This window comes from Microbacterium sp. NPDC003461 (genome assembly GCF_053588335.1).
In genome coordinates this window covers 29,245-44,757 of the sequence record NZ_JBSFPT010000008.1, presented here as the reverse complement: position 1 = coordinate 44,757, position 15,513 = coordinate 29,245, and the positions used below count along the sequence as shown (strand labels likewise).

Annotated in this window: 12 protein-coding genes, 1 tRNA gene and 1 pseudogene; 8 read left to right on the top strand and 6 right to left on the bottom strand. The window is 71.1% G+C overall.

From position 1 onward, the window contains the following. The first annotated feature begins 158 nt into the window (after positions 1 to 158). A complete protein-coding gene (locus ACWDR7_RS05270; protein ID WP_449853877.1) occupies positions 159 to 2,678 on the top strand; it encodes an ATP-dependent Clp protease ATP-binding subunit in 2,520 nt (839 codons plus the stop codon). A 131-nt stretch (positions 2,679 to 2,809) separates the two neighbouring features. Here the strand turns inward: ACWDR7_RS05270 and ACWDR7_RS05265 are convergent, their stop codons facing one another. Beyond that, positions 2,810 to 3,871 carry a GNAT family N-acetyltransferase gene (locus ACWDR7_RS05265; RefSeq protein WP_449853876.1) on the bottom strand — a complete coding sequence of 354 codons (1,062 nt, stop codon included), beginning with the start codon at positions 3,869 to 3,871 and terminating at the stop codon, positions 2,810 to 2,812. Positions 3,872 to 3,970: 99 nt separating this feature from the next. Here ACWDR7_RS05265 and ACWDR7_RS05260 point away from each other — a divergent pair, with 99 nt between their 5' ends. The 4 genes and pseudogenes from ACWDR7_RS05260 to ACWDR7_RS05245 all read left to right on the top strand — a co-directional run bounded on the left by ACWDR7_RS05260 (position 3,971) and on the right by ACWDR7_RS05245 (position 6,366). Continuing rightward, positions 3,971 to 4,471 (top strand): amino-acid N-acetyltransferase, encoded by a 501-nt coding sequence (locus ACWDR7_RS05260; protein ID WP_449853875.1) that lies wholly within the window; start codon positions 3,971 to 3,973, stop codon positions 4,469 to 4,471. Between the two features lie 26 nt (positions 4,472 to 4,497). Continuing rightward, positions 4,498 to 5,163, top strand: coding sequence for a hypothetical protein (locus ACWDR7_RS05255; protein WP_449853874.1), 666 nt, complete (start codon positions 4,498 to 4,500; stop codon positions 5,161 to 5,163). Positions 5,164 to 5,234: 71 nt separating this feature from the next. Beyond that, positions 5,235 to 5,798, top strand: a pseudogene (locus ACWDR7_RS05250) (manganese catalase family protein); the annotation flags it as partial. Positions 5,799 to 5,958: 160 nt separating this feature from the next. Next, positions 5,959 to 6,366, top strand: coding sequence for a dehydrogenase (locus ACWDR7_RS05245; protein WP_449853873.1), 408 nt, complete (start codon positions 5,959 to 5,961; stop codon positions 6,364 to 6,366). 205 nt (positions 6,367 to 6,571) lie between these two features. Here ACWDR7_RS05245 and radA read toward each other — a convergent pair whose 3' ends face one another. The 4 genes from radA to ACWDR7_RS05225 all read right to left on the bottom strand — a co-directional run bounded on the left by radA (position 6,572) and on the right by ACWDR7_RS05225 (position 12,161). Further along, the gene (gene radA / locus ACWDR7_RS05240) at positions 6,572 to 7,924 is read right to left on the bottom strand and encodes a DNA repair protein RadA (RefSeq protein ID WP_449853911.1); all 1,353 of its coding nucleotides are present in this window, start codon (positions 7,922 to 7,924) and stop codon (positions 6,572 to 6,574) included. 1,382 nt (positions 7,925 to 9,306) lie between these two features. Continuing rightward, a complete protein-coding gene (locus tag ACWDR7_RS05235) occupies positions 9,307 to 10,041 on the bottom strand; it encodes a hypothetical protein (RefSeq protein WP_449853872.1) in 735 nt (244 codons plus the stop codon). After that, complete coding sequence (locus tag ACWDR7_RS05230; protein WP_449853871.1) at positions 10,020 to 10,691, bottom strand: helix-turn-helix domain-containing protein; 672 nt, start codon at positions 10,689 to 10,691, stop codon at positions 10,020 to 10,022. The genes ACWDR7_RS05235 and ACWDR7_RS05230 overlap by 22 nt, the downstream gene beginning before the upstream one ends. Positions 10,692 to 10,790: 99 nt before the next feature. Continuing rightward, a complete protein-coding gene (locus tag ACWDR7_RS05225; protein WP_449853870.1) occupies positions 10,791 to 12,161 on the bottom strand; it encodes an MFS transporter in 1,371 nt (456 codons plus the stop codon). Between the two features lie 83 nt (positions 12,162 to 12,244). Between ACWDR7_RS05225 and ACWDR7_RS05220 the strand changes: the two genes are divergently transcribed. The 3 genes from ACWDR7_RS05220 to ACWDR7_RS05210 all read left to right on the top strand — a co-directional run bounded on the left by ACWDR7_RS05220 (position 12,245) and on the right by ACWDR7_RS05210 (position 13,475). After that, positions 12,245 to 12,589, top strand: coding sequence for an ArsR/SmtB family transcription factor (locus ACWDR7_RS05220; protein WP_449853869.1), 345 nt, complete (start codon positions 12,245 to 12,247; stop codon positions 12,587 to 12,589). Further along, complete coding sequence (locus tag ACWDR7_RS05215; RefSeq protein WP_449853868.1) at positions 12,586 to 13,233, top strand: cation diffusion facilitator family transporter; 648 nt, start codon at positions 12,586 to 12,588, stop codon at positions 13,231 to 13,233. The genes ACWDR7_RS05220 and ACWDR7_RS05215 overlap by 4 nt, the downstream gene beginning before the upstream one ends. Positions 13,234 to 13,384: 151 nt before the next feature. Further along, positions 13,385 to 13,475: transfer RNA gene (locus ACWDR7_RS05210), tRNA-Ser, on the top strand. Here the strand turns inward: ACWDR7_RS05210 and ACWDR7_RS05205 are convergent. Continuing rightward, positions 13,454 to 15,427, bottom strand: coding sequence for a TIM-barrel domain-containing protein (locus tag ACWDR7_RS05205; RefSeq protein ID WP_449853867.1), 1,974 nt, complete (start codon positions 15,425 to 15,427; stop codon positions 13,454 to 13,456). The genes ACWDR7_RS05210 and ACWDR7_RS05205 overlap by 22 nt on opposite strands. Positions 15,428 to 15,513: the final 86 nt, after the last annotated feature.

Here is a 15,513-nt window from a genome sequence, read left to right as displayed (position 1 = left end):
CGCCTCCCGGCGGAGGGCCGCGACGACCGCGTCGGCGCGCTATGCCCACGGCGAACACGGGCGCCCCGGCCGGGATCCGTCGTTACGGTGGAATCCATGGCGCGAGGTGCGCTTCCTGCACCCCGCGTCCCGAAGGCCCAAGTGCCCGGAGGAGTGACATGTTCGAGAGATTCACCGACCGTGCCCGTCGTGTGGTTGTGCTCGCCCAGGAAGAGGCGAAGATGCTCAACCACAACTACATCGGCACCGAGCACATCCTGCTCGGCCTCATCCACGAGGGCGAGGGCGTCGCCGCGAAGGCTCTCGAGTCCCTGGGTGTCTCGCTCGATGCCGTGCGCGAGCGGGTGCAGGACATCATCGGCCAGGGTCAGCAGCAGCCGACCGGCCACATCCCCTTCACGCCGCGCGCGAAGAAGGTGCTGGAGCTGTCGCTGCGCGAGGCGCTGCAGCTCGGCCACAACTACATCGGCACGGAGCACATCCTGCTCGGCCTCATCCGCGAGGGCGAGGGCGTCGCGGCGCAGGTGCTCGTGCAGCTCGGCGCCGACCTGAACAAGGTGCGCCAGCAGGTCATCCAGCTGCTCTCGGGCTACCAGGGCAAGGAGCCGGCCGCCGTGGGCGCCGGCGCCGAGCAGACCGCGCAGGCTCAGGGCGGATCGCAGGTGCTCGACCAGTTCGGCCGCAACCTCACGCAGGCCGCGCGCGAGAACAAGCTCGACCCGGTCATCGGGCGCGAGAAGGAGATCGAGCGCGTGATGCAGATCCTCTCGCGCCGCTCCAAGAACAATCCCGTGCTGATCGGCGAGCCCGGCGTCGGCAAGACCGCCGTCGTCGAGGGCCTCGCGCAGGCGATCGTCAAGGGCGAGGTGCCCGAGACGCTGAAGGACAAGCAGCTGTACTCGCTCGACCTGGGATCGCTGATCGCCGGATCGCGCTACCGCGGCGACTTCGAGGAGCGCCTCAAGAAGGTGACCAAGGAGATCCGCACCCGCGGCGACATCATCGTCTTCATCGACGAGATCCACACCCTCGTGGGTGCCGGCGCCGCCGAGGGCGCGATCGACGCGGCCTCGATCCTGAAGCCGCTGCTCGCCCGCGGCGAGCTGCAGACGATCGGCGCCACGACGCTCGACGAGTACCGCAAGCACTTCGAGAAGGACGCCGCGCTCGAGCGCCGCTTCCAGCCGATCCAGGTCAACGAGCCGTCGCTGCCGCACGCGATCAACATCCTCAAGGGCCTGCGCGACCACTACGAGGCCTTCCACAAGGTGCAGATCACGGACGGCGCCATCGTCTCGGCCGCCAACCTCAGCGACCGCTACATCAGCGACCGCTTCCTGCCCGACAAGGCCATCGACCTGATCGACGAGGCCGGCGCCCGCCTGCGCCTGTCGATCCTGTCGAGCCCGCCCGAGCTGCGCGAGTTCGACGAGCGCATCGCGAAGGTGCGCGAGCAGAAGGAGGCCGCCAGCGAGGAGCAGGACTTCGAGAAGGCCGCCGCTCTGCGCGACGAGGAGAAGTCGCTGCTGGGCGAGCGCCTGCGCCTCGAGAAGCAGTGGCGCTCGGGCAGCATCGAGTCGCACGCGGTGGTCGACGAGGGCCTGATCGCCGAGGTGCTGGCGCAGGCCACGGGCATCCCGGTGTTCAAGCTCACCGAGGAGGAGACCAGCCGTCTCGTCTTCATGGAGAAGGCGCTGCACCAGCGGGTCATCGGCCAGGAGGAGGCGATCGCCGCCCTCTCGAAGACGATCCGCCGCCAGCGCGCCGGCCTCAAGGACCCGAAGCGCCCCTCGGGCTCGTTCATCTTCGCCGGCCCCACGGGCGTCGGAAAGACCGAGCTCGCCAAGGCGCTCGCCGAGTTCCTCTTCGACGACGAGGGCGCGCTGATCTCGCTCGACATGAGCGAGTTCGGCGAGAAGCACACCGTCTCGCGCCTGTTCGGAGCCCCTCCGGGATTCGTCGGGTTCGAGGAGGGCGGCCAGCTCACCGAGAAGGTGCGCCGCAAGCCGTTCTCGGTCGTGCTCTTCGACGAGATCGAGAAGGCGCACCCGGACATCTTCAACTCGCTGCTGCAGATCCTCGAGGAGGGTCGTCTGACCGACGGTCAGGGCCGCGTGATCGACTTCAAGAACACCGTGATCATCATGACGACGAACCTCGGCTCGTCGGCGATCGCCGGTGGCCCGGTCGGCTTCCAGGTCGAGGGCGACTCGACCACGACGTACGAGCGGATGAAGGGCAAGGTCGACGAGGAGCTGAAGCGCCACTTCAAGCCCGAGTTCCTCAACCGCGTGGACGACATCATCGTGTTCCCGCAGCTGTCGAAGGAGGAGCTGATCCAGATCGTGGATCTGTTCACGAAGCGACTCAACGACCGTCTGCTCGACCGCGACATGACGATCGAGCTGTCGCGCGCCGCCAAGGAGCGCCTCATCGAGATCGGCTTCGACCCGGCGCTCGGCGCCCGCCCGCTGCGCCGCGCGATGCAGCACGAGATCGAGGACCAGCTCTCGGAGCGCATCCTCGCCGGCACCCTCGAGGCCGGCCACCACATCAAGGTGGACGTCGAGGACGGCCGGTTCACGTTCGAGAACGCCCCGCGCGGCGAGCGCGTGGCGGTGGGCGTGAACACCGCCGGCGGCATCTCCGGCACGCCGGATCTGGCGCTCGGCAGCTGACCTGACGCACGAAAGGGCGGTCCCTCCGGGGGCCGCCCTTTCGCGTCGCCCGGGGCGGTGACCCCTCGGTTGCTGAACGGAGCGGCCGGAGGCCGCGCAGATGAAGCGACCACCGCAACCGGAGCGGCGGCCTACTCCGGCACGCGCGCGTGCCAGTAGCGGTGGTGCTCGGCGAAGCCGAGGGAGGCCATGAGCCCGAGCGAGGCCTCGTTGCCCGCCTGCACCTGCACGAGGGCGGAGCGCACACCGCGCACGGCGGCTCCCGCGGCGGCCGCGCGCACGAGGGCCCGGCCCGCGCCGCGGCGCCGGTAGGCCGGCGCGACGACGAGGTCGGAGACCACGGCCCACTTCTGCGCCATCGCCAGCCGCACGGTGCCGACGAGCGTCGTGGCGCCATCGGCACCCCGCTCGATCGCTGAGAAGAAGGTGCGCGACTCGGGGCCGCACAGCAGTCGGCGGTAGGCCTCGTGGCCGGGGGAGCCGACCGGGCGCCCCCACGCCTCGAAGTGCACGGCGTGCGGCTCGTCGTGCTCGACGATCTCGAGTCCGCCGGGCGCGGCCTCGGCCGGCCGGTCGGCGCCGCCGGCGACCTCGCGCGTCGCGGCCGTCAGCACGAGCGTCGGCTTCGACGGCGCGAGCCCCGCGTCGCGGAACCGCGGTGCGATCGCCGCGCATGCGGGCGCGAGCTCGGTCGTGCCCGCGGACGAGTGGATGAGGAACGCCGGCCGCTGATCCCGCTCGGCGAACCACGCCGTCACGAGCTCGAGCGCCTGCTCGGGCGGCATGCCCGGATCGCCCAGGGGCAGGGCGGAGTTCGCGCGGTGCGTCACGCCGCCGTTGGCGCGCAGCAGCCAGCCGGCCTGCACGCTCGGCGGTTCGTCGCGCTCCTCGGCCCTGAGGTTGTCGGCGTGCAGCCACGCCGAGTCCTTCGGCAGCCACGTGGCGGCGGCGATCCGCTGCAGATCCTCGGCCGACACGATCCGGTGCAGCGCGCCCGGCCGCGTGGGCGCGGGCGGCAGCTCGTGCACGAGCAGGATCGTCTCGCGCGGGATCGTCACCGCGCCGCGCTTGGTCTCGACGGTCACGGACGACTCGGCGGCGGCCGTGACCGAGCCGACGGCGTCGGTCGGCGATCCGCCGTCCGTGTAGCGGATGACGACCCGCTGGCCGGGCTGCGGTTCCGGTGACGACATGAGACCTCTTCGACGGCGCGGACGTACCCGAGGACTCTATCCGGACGTCCCGATCCGGCGCGCAGGCGGCGTCGAGCAACCGGCCCATACCCTGGAGGGATGAGCGAGTTCCTGGTGCGGCCCGCGCGCACGGCCGACATCCTGCCGATCCGCGACATGCTCGAGCCGTACGTGCAGCGCCGGATCCTGCTGGGCAAGGACCTCGTCGTCCTGTACGAGGCGACACACGAGTTCGTCGTGGCCGAGGCGGCGGGCGAGATCGTCGGCTGCGGCGCGCTGCACGTGATGTGGGAGGACCTGGGCGAGGTGCGCACGCTGCTCGTGCGCGACGACTGGCTCCACCGCGGCGTCGGCCGCGCGATCGTCGAGCGCCTCGAGGACAACGCCCGCGAGCTGGGCGTGAACCGCCTGTTCTGCCTGACCTTCGAGGTCGACTTCTTCTCGCGCCGCGGCTTCACGCCCATCGGCGAGCAGATCGTCGACCCCGATGTGTACTCGCAGCTCGTGCGCAGCCCCGACGAGGGCGTGGCCGAGTTCCTCGACCTCGCGCACGTCAAGCCGAACACCCTCGGCAACACCCGCATGCTCAAGCGGCTCTGAGCCGCGCCGACGCCTACCCTGAAGACGTGAGCGCCCGCCGTCATTCCCCCGCCGTCTACCGGCGTCGGCGGATCGCGGTGCTCCTGCTCGCGCTGCTCGTCGTCGGCGGCATCACCGCCGGCATCGTCTGGGCCGTCAACGCCCAGCCGTGGCGGGCGCTGTTCGCCGACGCCGAGCCGACACCGTCCGCGAGCACGCCGCTGCCCACGGGTGAACCGACACCCGCGCCGTCCGGCTCGGCGAGCCCGGAACCCAGCTCCACGCCGACCGACGCCGGTGAGCCGCAGGCCTGCGACCCCAACGCGATCCAGGTGGAGGCGCTCACCGACAAGGACGTGTATGCCGAGGGCGAGCAGCCGCAGCTGTCGATCCGGCTCGTGAACACCGGCGACGTGGACTGCACGTTCAACGTCGGCACGTCGCAGCAGCGCTTCACGATCACGAGCGGCGACGACACCTGGTGGCGCTCCACCGACTGCCAGCGCGACCCGATCGACATGGTCGTCACGCTCGCCGCCGGGCAGGAGGTCACGAGCGCCGAGCCCGTGGTCTGGGATCGCACCCGCTCGGCCGTCGACACGTGCGATTCCGAGGGCCGCCCGGCGGCCCCGGCCGGTGGATCGTCGTACCACCTCGCGGTCGAGATCGGCGGCATCGCCTCGACCTCGTCGCGCCAGTTCATCCTGGGCTGATCCGCGCTGCCTCGGGGTTCCGCCCGAGCTCGGCCCGCGCTCCGGGCATTGTCGCAGACGCCCCGGGGTCGAGCCTGCAGCAGCCGATCGTCGCCGGCGCGGGCGCCCGCCCCGTCGACAGCAACGGCAATCCGTGGCAGGGCAGCTACATCACGGCCAGCGGCAACCTCATGGCCGACTTCACGGCCAACGCCAACGGCGAGATGCAGGGGCGCCTGCAGGTGGCGCGACTGTACCACATGACCAACGACGCCGGCGTGCGGGATCTGCTGGCCTTCCTGCTCGCACGCGACACGATGCACCAGAACCAGTGGCTCACCGCGATCGAGGACCTGAAGGAGAACGGTGTGGAGGAGCTGCCGGTGCCGAGCAACTTCCCGATCGACAAGGAGCACCGCGAGGTGTCGTACCAGTACCTGAACTTCAGCGGCGGCGCCGCCGCGAGCGAGGGCCCGTGGGCATCGGGACCGACGCCCGACGGCAAGGGCGAGTTCACGTACCACGACGGCCCCACGACGAGCGCGACCATGCCGCCGCCCACCCACCCCGATGTGCGGTTCTACGGCACGACCGAGGTGCCCGACGCCGTGGAGAAGATCGCGGGACGCGCGCAGGACGCCATGAACAAGGAGTGATCGTCCGGCAACCGAGGGGACGCACCGGATCGGTTGCGTCCCCTCGGCTGCTGAACCGAGCGGCCGGATCGGTTGCTGAACGGAGCGGCCGGAGGCCGCGGAGATGAAGCGACCACCGCAACGCCGGGCACCGCCGCGCACGCCCGCCTAGGCTGAAACCATGGCCAAGAAGCGCAAGCCCCCGAAGCTGACCGAGCAGGACGTGCGCTCGGAGGCGCTCGCGCAGGCGCTCGAGAAGCAGGACATGGCCGCGGTCGCGCTGGCGTTGCGCAACGGCAACACGATCGTGCCGCTCATCAAGCCCGGCCCGCGCGACAACCCGCTCGAGGGCGGGGAGGTCTGGACCTTCCGCGATCCGGCGACGGGCGAGGTGGCGCTGCTGCTGTTCAGCGATGCGCGCCACAAGCCGGCCAACCTGCCGCCCGCGTTCGGCGTCTACTCGCCGCAGTGGTTGCGCACGTTCCTCACCGCGCACGCCGACGAGATCACGACGGTGTTCCTCGACATCGCCGGCCCGCACCCCATGCAGGCCTCCCCGTCCGACCTGCTGGCCGCCCTCGAGGCCTGACGGCCGGAGGGGTTCCGGGCCGCCCGGATCGCTGACAGGATGGGGGCATGTCCCCGTGGCTGTCGCTCGGTCTGTGCGCGGCGGGCGTGATCGTCCCGCTCGCGCTGTTCTTCGTGACGCCGCGCCGCCGACAGGGTCGGAACCGGTGACCGCGAGGTCCACCGTGCGCCTCGAGCGCCGCCTCTCGTAGGGGCGTCGCCGCGGATCAGAAGTCGGGCACGTCGTCGAGGGGCCTCGGCCCGCTCGCCTGCACGTGGTCGAGCGCGGTGCGCAGGCGCTTGGCGCCGTTGTCGACCACCTGCCGGTAGCCGAGGCGGGCGGCCTCCGTGCGGCGCTGATCCGCCTGGGCGACGGGCCGCACCTCGCCCGCAAGGCTGAGCTCGCCGATCGCCGCGAGCTGCCGAGGCACCTTGAAGTTGCGCACCGAGCCGGCCACGGCGATCGCGATCGCGAGGTCGGCCGCCGGCTCGGTGAACCGCACCCCTCCCACGGTCGAGACGTAGACGTCCTGGTCGCTCGTCTTGATGCCGGCCCGCCGCTCGAGCACGGCGAGCACCATCGCCACGCGCGAGGCGTCGACGCCGTGCACCACGCGCCGAGGGTTCGGCGCGCTCGTCGGGATGGTGAGGGCCTGCACCTCCACGGGCAGCGCGCGGCGGCCCTCGAGCGCGATGGCGACACACGTGCCCGGCTCGGGGGAGCCCTGCGACAGGAACAGGCCGCTCGGGTCGGGGACCTCGAAGATGCCGTCGCCGGTCATCTCGAAGCAGCCCACCTCGTCCGTCGGCCCGAAGCGGTTCTTCAGCGCGCGCACGAAGCGCAGCGCGGTCTGGCGATCGCCCTCGAACTGGCACACGACGTCGACGAGGTGCTCGAGCAGCCGCGGTCCCGCGACCTGCCCGTCCTTCGTGACGTGCCCGACGAGGATGATCGGCAGGTCGCGATCCTTCGCCACGCGGATGAGGGTGGCCGCGACCTCGCGCACCTGGCCGGGCATGCCGGCCGCGCCGTCCGACAGCGAGGACGAGACCGTCTGCACGGAGTCGACGATGACGAGCTGAGGCTGCACCGAGTCGATGTGCCCCAGGATCGTGGCCAGATCGGTCTCGCTCGCCAGGTACAGCTCGTCGTGCAGCGCGCCCGTGCGCTCCGCGCGCAGCCGCACCTGCGCCGGCGACTCCTCGGCGCTCACGTACAGCACGCGACGGCCCTCGCTGGCCGCGCGCGCCGCGACCTCGAGCAGCAGCGTCGACTTGCCCACACCCGGCTCGCCCGAGAGCAGGATCGCCGCGCCCGGCACGACGCCGCCGCCCAGCACCCGGTCGAACTCGCCGATGCCGCTGGGGCGGCGCGGTGCCTCGCTCGTCTCGATCCGCGTGATCGGCGTGGCGGCCGCCGTGGGGATCATCGACTCCACGCGCCGGGCCGCAGGCGCCTGCACCGCCTCGACGACGGTGCCCCACTGCTGGCACTCGCCGCAGCGGCCGACCCACTTCGCGGTCGTCCATCCGCACTCCGTGCACCGGAACGGGGCGGGTGCGGGTCGCTTCGAGGCCATGCCTCCAGGGTAGGCGGGGCGTCCGACACGCAGCGCGCGGCCCCTCTCCCTGTGGAAGAGGGGCCGCGCGGGGTGGATCAGTTCAGGATGAACGTCACCTCGCGGGAGTTGCCCGCGATGTCGTAGACGATCATCGTGTTCTCGCCGCTGCGGCCGCCGAAGACGCCGGGGCGGATCGGCGCCCTGCTTGACCGTGGCGGTCGGCGCGGTCCTGTCGGTCGGCGCGGCCTCCTCGAGCGTGATCGTGAACGCGGGGTTCCAGAAGTAGTTCCACACCTCGGTCGAGCTGAACCACCACGCGCCGTCGGCCTCGGTCACGGCGAACTCGTTGTTGTCGGCCGCGGTCACCTCGGCGACCTCGTAGCCCTCCGGCGCGTCGATCCGCACGCCGAGCTGCCCCGGCAGGTGCCGCACGTAGCCGCCCTCGGGGCGGAACGCCTCGTACGTGCCCTCGCCGCCGGCGAAGCCGTACTCCGTGGCGGGGTACCAGTCGCCGCCCGAGCCGAGTTCGACGCTCGCCCCCGAGATCGGGGTGCCGTCGGCGAGCTCGACGTTGGCCGCCAGGCGCAGCGCCGACATGCCGATGAGCCGCTCCTCGCCGTCCTCGTCGATGACGACGTCCAGCACGCCCTGCACGCCGAAGTACTCCGCCGTGTCGAGCCGGGTGATGTCGGCGGCGCTCTCGGCGCCCGTGGCGTCGAAGAGCACCTCGCCGGGCGGGTTGTTCGGGTACATCAGGTAGAGCTTGGCGGGGCCGACGGGCACGTCGTCGAAGCGGTAGAGGCCGTCCTCGTCGGCGCTCACGTACCAGCGCTCGCCGTTGACGTCGACGAGCTGCGCGGGCAGCGCGGTGTTGAGGCGGTCCGCGTCGCCGGAGGGTGCCGTGAGGGACGGGTCGTAGAGCCCGTCGGCGTAGCGGTCGTCGAAGCGGGTGACGACGAGGTCGCCGGTGGCCTCGGCGGCGGCGGCCGGCAGTGGCGCCGCGACGGCGGCGAGCGCGGCGGCCGCCGCGAACGCGGAGACGGATGTGATGCGCACGGGAGATCTCCTTCGACTCAGGGGTGACGGCCGCGGGCACAGCCGTCACCGCAGAAGCTAGGCCCGCCCGCGTGCCGCCGCATCGGCGCGCGGGAGTGTTCACCGGCGCGCCGCCGAGGATTCACCGGAATCCCCGGTGACACGGGATTTCCGCCGGTGCGTCCGGGCAGCGGTGGACTAGCTCGCGTCCGCTGATTGCGAGCCCATACAGTCGCGTGGCTACGAGGTTCGTGGTGCGACTGCGGGCCGTAGGCGCGCGCGGACCCGCGGCATGCCTGCGGGGCGGCGGGTCACCGGCATGCGCCTTCGAGGTCGTGGCAGCTGCTCTGCGGCATCGCCCGTGCTCATGGTGTGCACGCCGTGGTGATCGCCGCCCACACTCTCTGACCGATCGTCTGATCGTAGGAGCCGAGCACTCGCCACGCTGGGTGCCGGTCCTCGGCCAGGTACGGGATGACCCGGCGAAGATGCTGGCGATCCTTGCGGGTGAGAGTGCCCAGGCCGAGGGTGCGCGGGTTCCCGGCGGCCGCGGCGAGGACGGCGAGGTCCTCGAGGTGTCGCCCGGGGTTGCGAGAGTCCACCGCGTACGCGGCGGCCTTGGCGATGATCGCGCCGAGCTCGTCCGGAACCTCGACGGTCGCCGACCTGGCGGTCGAGCTGAGCGTGTAGGTGTCGCGCCGCTGCAGCGCCTGCGCTGCGCCGGGCGAGCGCAGCAGCGGGCGCAGCTGCCAGCGCGTGCGCGCGCGCACGTCGCGCGCGACCATCACGTCGACGACGTCCTCCTCGCCTCTCGTGAAGCGATGGATGGGGTTACCCGGCGACGGGTCCACGGCGACGAATCCGAGCCGGGTGAGAGGGCCGGCGACATGGGAGACGGAGTTCGCCCCGATGTTCAGCAGCAGATCGATGTCGTTTGTCGGACGGGTGGCCTCGATTCCGGCGCGCAGCGCGTGCACGTGCACCATGAGCCCGCCGACGAGCGCCCAGCTGCCGGGTGGAGTCGAGGCGGCGACCTCGAACGCCAGTGGCCACGGCGGGATCTCCGCCGGCACCTCGACTACGTGAGCTCGGCCAGCCATCGGCTCCTCATCCGCTCCAGCGCCTCGAGGCCTGCCGCGCGCACCCGGGAGACCTCGCTGCGCGCCGCATCCACGGCGACCAGCGCGGCCGGCGTGCTGCGCCAAGGGAAGATCTCGTCCTCGAACCGGTAGAGCACCACCCGCGGGTTCTCGTCGTCGCGCACGAGCATGGCGTGGTCGACGAGATCCTCGAAACTCATGTCCTTCGGATAGCCGTGCAGCTGCCGGGCCCGCCCGGCAAGAGCGTCGCCCGCGTGGGCGACGATCTGCGCGAGTGCGTTCTCTCCCGTGAAGTGCAGGTGCTCGGCTGCGAGCTCTGGGCTTCGGGTCGCGAACCGTTCTACCCTCACCGAGCGCGCCAGCGCCGCGGCGAGCTGCCCGGCCCCCCGGTGCTGCACGATGGCCTGCTGCCTCACCGGAAGCGCGGTGCCCGCTGACAGCGCGCCGATCACCGCGCGCGCCGTGGTCGCCTTCACCGGCCGGCCGCGGCTGTGCTGCAGTCGCTCGCGCTCGTCGACGGCCGCGGCTGACACGAGCCAGCTGCGGTGCACTTTCTGTCCTGCGAGCTGCTTGCTCGTGAGCATGTCGACGACACGGCGCGTGGACACGCCCAGCCGTTTCGCGGCCTCCTCCGTCGTCACGAACTCCATGTAAAAACCTTCCCTCGACGGAACATTTATACACCGCGAGGGAAGGTGATTCCAGGAGGATGCCTCGCCCGTCGAGCTCGAGCTAGGGCCAGACGTGCTCTAGTTCGCGTCGGCCGGTTCCGCCCGCCGCGCGTGGTTGCGGATCCCGAGCCACGACACGACGCCGCCCGCCGCCGTGAGCGCGGCGACGACGATCGCCGCCCGGTGGAAGCCCTCGAGGTCGAGGGTGCCGCCCACGATGGTGCCGATTGCCGCGATGGCGACGAGGCCGGCCACGCGCGAGACGGCGTTGTTGACGGCGCTCGCGATGCCGCTGCGCGCGGGCTCGATCGCGCCCAGGATCGCGGCCGTCAGCGGCGAAACGGTGATCGACAGCCCGAGGCCGAACACGATCATGGCCGGCAGCACCTGCCACCAGTAGTCGAACTCCGGCGCGACGGCGAGCAGCAGCAGCGAGCCCGCCGCCATGACGAGCGGCCCGACCGTCATGAAGATCCGCGCGCCCCAGCGGCCCGAAAGCGCGCCGATCCGCGAGCTGAGCAGGATCATGAGGATCGTCGTGGGCAGGCTCGCCAGGCCGGCAAGGGTCGCCGAGAGCCCGGCGCCCTCCTGCAGGTAGACCGCCACGACGAAGCCGTTGAGCGAGAGCGCGCCGTAGATGAGCGCCGTGGCGACGTTGCCCGTCCAGAAGTTGCGCACGCGGAACACGTCCAGCGGCAGGATCGGCGACCGCGCCGCGCGCTGGCGCAGCAGGAACAGCGCGAAGAGGATCGCGCCGCCCGCGAGCGATCCCGGGATGGCCGGGTGCGCCCAGCCGAGGTTCGGCTGCTCGATGAGCCCGAACACGAGCGCGCCGAAGCCGAGCACGCACAGCGCCGCGCCGAGCACGTCGATGCGGGCGTCGGCGCGGCGGGGCGGATCGGCCATGTCGCGGAGCATCCAGAGCGTGATGCCGATCGGGATGACGTTGATGAGGAACGCGAGGCGCCAGCTGGCGAGATCGACGAGCGCGCCGCCGATGAGCGGCCCGGCGATCATGGCGCCCGTCGTGAGCGCGGTCCACGTGCCGATGGCGCGCGACTGCGCCGGGCCGTCGAACGTCGACGTGATGAGCGCGAGCGAGCTCGGCACGAGGAACGCGCCGGCGGCGCCCTGCACCATGCGCGCGACGACGAGGATGAGCGGATCGGGCGCCAGCGCGATGGCGAGCGAGGCGATGCCGAACCCGACGAGGCCGATCCGCAGCACCAGCGCCCGACCGAACGCGTCGCTCACCGATCCGGCGACGAGGATGAGCGCGCCGAGCGTGACGAGATAGCCGTCCACCACCCACTGCTGCGTCGTGAGCCCGCCGCCCAGCTCGCGGTCGATCGCCGGCAGGGCGACGTTCACGACCGTGCCGTCGAGGAAGGCGACGAACGAGGCGAGGATCGCGATCCACAGCACGCGCGTCTGCGAGGGGGCGCTCATGCGCCCAGGCTATGCCGCACCGGGCACACCGGGGGCGGTCTTCGCGCGTCTGTGAGTACACCAAAACGTGTACTATCGGACCCATGTCGACCGCCACCGCCACCGCGACCGTGACGCACACGGCCGCGCTCGCCCGCTTCGGCCACGCCCTGTCGGATCCCACCCGCGTCGGCGTGCTGCTCGCGCTGCGCGAGGCGCCGGCCTACCCGGCGGATCTCGCCGACGCGCTCGGGGTGTCGCGGCAGTCGATGTCGAACCACCTCGCGTGCCTGCGCGGTTGCGGCCTCGTCGAGGCCGTGCCCGAGGGGCGCCGCAGCTGGTACCGGCTGGCCGACGCCCACCTCGCGCCCGCGCTCGACGAGCTGCTGCGCGTCGTCCTGTACGTCGAGCCCGGCTGCTGCGCCGGAGAGAGCTGCACCTGCGCATGACCGCCACCGCCCTGTCTCCCGATCGCCGATCCGTCCTGCAGCGGCGCATCCGCTGGATCGTCGCCGCGACCATCGCCTACAACGTCGTCGAGGCGGTCGTCGCCATCGCCGCGGGCGCCGCGGCCTCGTCGGCCGCGCTCGTCGCGTTCGGCCTGGATTCGACGATCGAGGTGCTCTCGGCGGCCGCCGTCGCGTGGCAGTTCACCAGGCGTGATCCGGATCGGTGGGAGCGCGGCACGCTGCGCGTCATCGCCGTGGCCTTCTTCGCGCTCGCCGCGTACGTCACCTTCACCTCGGTGATGGCCCTCGCCGGGGGCGCCGACGTGGAGCACTCGACGCTCGGGATCGTCATCACGGCGCTCAGCGTGGCGATCATGCCGTTCCTGTCGTTCGCCGAGCGTCGCGCTGGCCGCGAGCTCGGATCGGCCACCGCCGTGGCCGACTCGAAGCAGACCCTCATCTGCACCTACCTGTCGGCGGCGGTGCTCGCGGGCCTCGTGCTCAACAGCCTGCTGGGCTGGTGGTGGGCCGACGCGATCGCCGGCCTCGTCATCGCCGCCTTCGCCGTGCGCGAGGGCCTCGAGGCCTGGCGCGGCGACGCGTGCGCCACCTCGGTCGGCATGCTCATGGAGGACGAGCACTGAGCCCGCTCGCCGCGGGGCTCGGATGAGCGGCGAGAATCCATCCCCGTGCTGAGAATCCAGGCGCCCGCGGATTCTCGGCGCGGGCCTGGATTCTCGCGGGCGGGGCGCCGCCGATTGGCGCGCCAGGAGAACGTCGCGTAAACTCGACCCCGGTGACGTGTCCGAGCGGCCGAAGGTGCAACTCTCGAAAAGTTGTGTAGGGTAACCCCCTACCGTGGGTTCAAATCCCACCGTCACCGCCACCCGAAACCCCCGCCGATCCCTGGATCGCGGGGGTTTCGTCGTGCCCGGGCCAGGTCTGAGCCAAGAGGGGGTTATCGGCCAAAAACTCGTTCGGGTAGGCGTTGTGCATCTCGTCACCGCGGCGCCCGTCGCTGACGATCAGGTCACGCCCGAAGAGCGCCTCGCTCCCGTCGGTCTTGAAGCCGTCGACACCGAGCTCCTCGACGAGGTACCGCCGCTTGTCCATCCACCAGTCCGTGGCCTCGGCATCTGTGAAGTCGGGCACCGTGCTGTCTCCAAACCACTGTCCGGTGGGGATGCGGTACGGCTGCCCCGTGCCGTCGTCGACCAGGTAGCCCTGGGCCTGCGCATACGCCTTGTCGTTGAGGTGCTGCTGCGGCGCCGTGGCCGGGTTGGAGGTGAAGTTCTCCTTCAGCACCGGAATCTGCCAGAGGAGCACCTTGACGTTCTGGGCGTGCGCCTCGGCAATCATCTGCTTGGGGTCGCTCCACGCACCTCCGCTGGGGAACGTGAGGTCGTCGTACTGCAGCGGCGTGCTGCCGTCGGTGGGGGTGTACTGCGCGTCCTTCCAGAGGTAGAACGTCGCCTCGTCGCTCCACTGCTCGAGCACGAGCACGCTGTGCGGGATGCCGGAGCTCTCCACCTGGTCGAGCCAGGCCTCGACCTCGGCCTGGTTGTTCCACTCGTTGGCGGAGCCCCAGAGTCCAAACGCCCACTTCGGCGGAAGGAGCGGACGGCCGGTCTCGGCCGTGAAGTCGTCGAGCATCTCGGTCTGGTCGCCGGTGAAGAACTGGTACGTCAGCGTGGAGTCCAGGGCGCCTCCCGTGTCGACCGTGAATCCGGCCATGTCGTCGAGGTGCGTCGCGAGATTGAAGATCGCATAGCGCGTGCTCGGCACGTGGATGCCGTAGCCGGCGGAGTTGGCGAAGTACGGCACCGAGTAGTAGGTGCGGCGCGTCGCGCCCTGGTCCTGGTACTGGTTGTAGGCGTAGTTGTGCACGTCGGTTCCCCGGTGGTCGAGCCGGTCGTACCGTTCGCCGAACCCCTCGAACCGTTCGCCCGTGGGTGTGAGGAAGTGATCCTCGATGCGGGTCACAGTCGTTTCGCCGTCGCTCGCCCAACCGATGTTCCGGAAGACCGCGGGGTCGTACTGGCGGGTGATGAGCGTCGTGCCGTCGCCCTCGTAGACCGACAGGCGATAGGGGTTCTTGTCGATCCGGAGGACGAGCTCGTCGGTGGCGATCTCGACCTGGCTCGCGCCGTCGGTGACGGTGTAGTCCGGCAGCCCGCTCAGCTCGAGCCCCGCGCCCGTGGGTGCGATCTGCACGTCGAAGCCGTCGAGGCGCGGGAAGGCGAAGCGCACCTTCGGCGTGAAATCGCCAGCGCTGTCTCCCGTGACGATGTCGACGGAAGTGCCGTTGTCGACGACCGACGTGACGTCGGTGACCGTGCTCCAGGATGTCGTGGTGAAGGAGAACGGCCCTGAGCTGCGCTGCCCACCGCCGTTGACGTCGGCGTGAACCGTGTACTCGACGACGTCGCCCCGGGCGAAGGAACCCAGATCGAGCTTCCAATACGTGTTGTTGCCGGAGTTGTAGTCCCAGGATGCCCCGCGCGGAGTCTGCGCGACGCCGTTCACGCTCCACGTCACCCAGACCGACTGGCCCGGCGCCACCGGCCACGTCGTCGCCCGGACGGTGACGTTGTCGCCGGCCATCGGGTCGCGTGGTGAACGCTCCGTCGGCTGCGTCGCATACAGCTCGTCGGCCCCGTACGGGTTGTGCCAGACCCCGTCGAGTGTGTTGGCGTGGGCGGGCGGAGCGGCGAGCAGCGTGAAGACCAGCCCCGCGACCAGTGCCAGGACGAATCCCGCGGTCCGGCGCGGAAGCGCGGCGAGACGCGAGCGGTGCGGATCGTTCAGCGCGCGGGGAGCGCCGACGGCATCAGACATGGGAACCCCTTTGTTCGGGTCTGTATTTAGCCGGGAATATTCCGTAGTCGAACGGGCTCGTCAAGAGGTGAGTTCGGCCGCCGGGC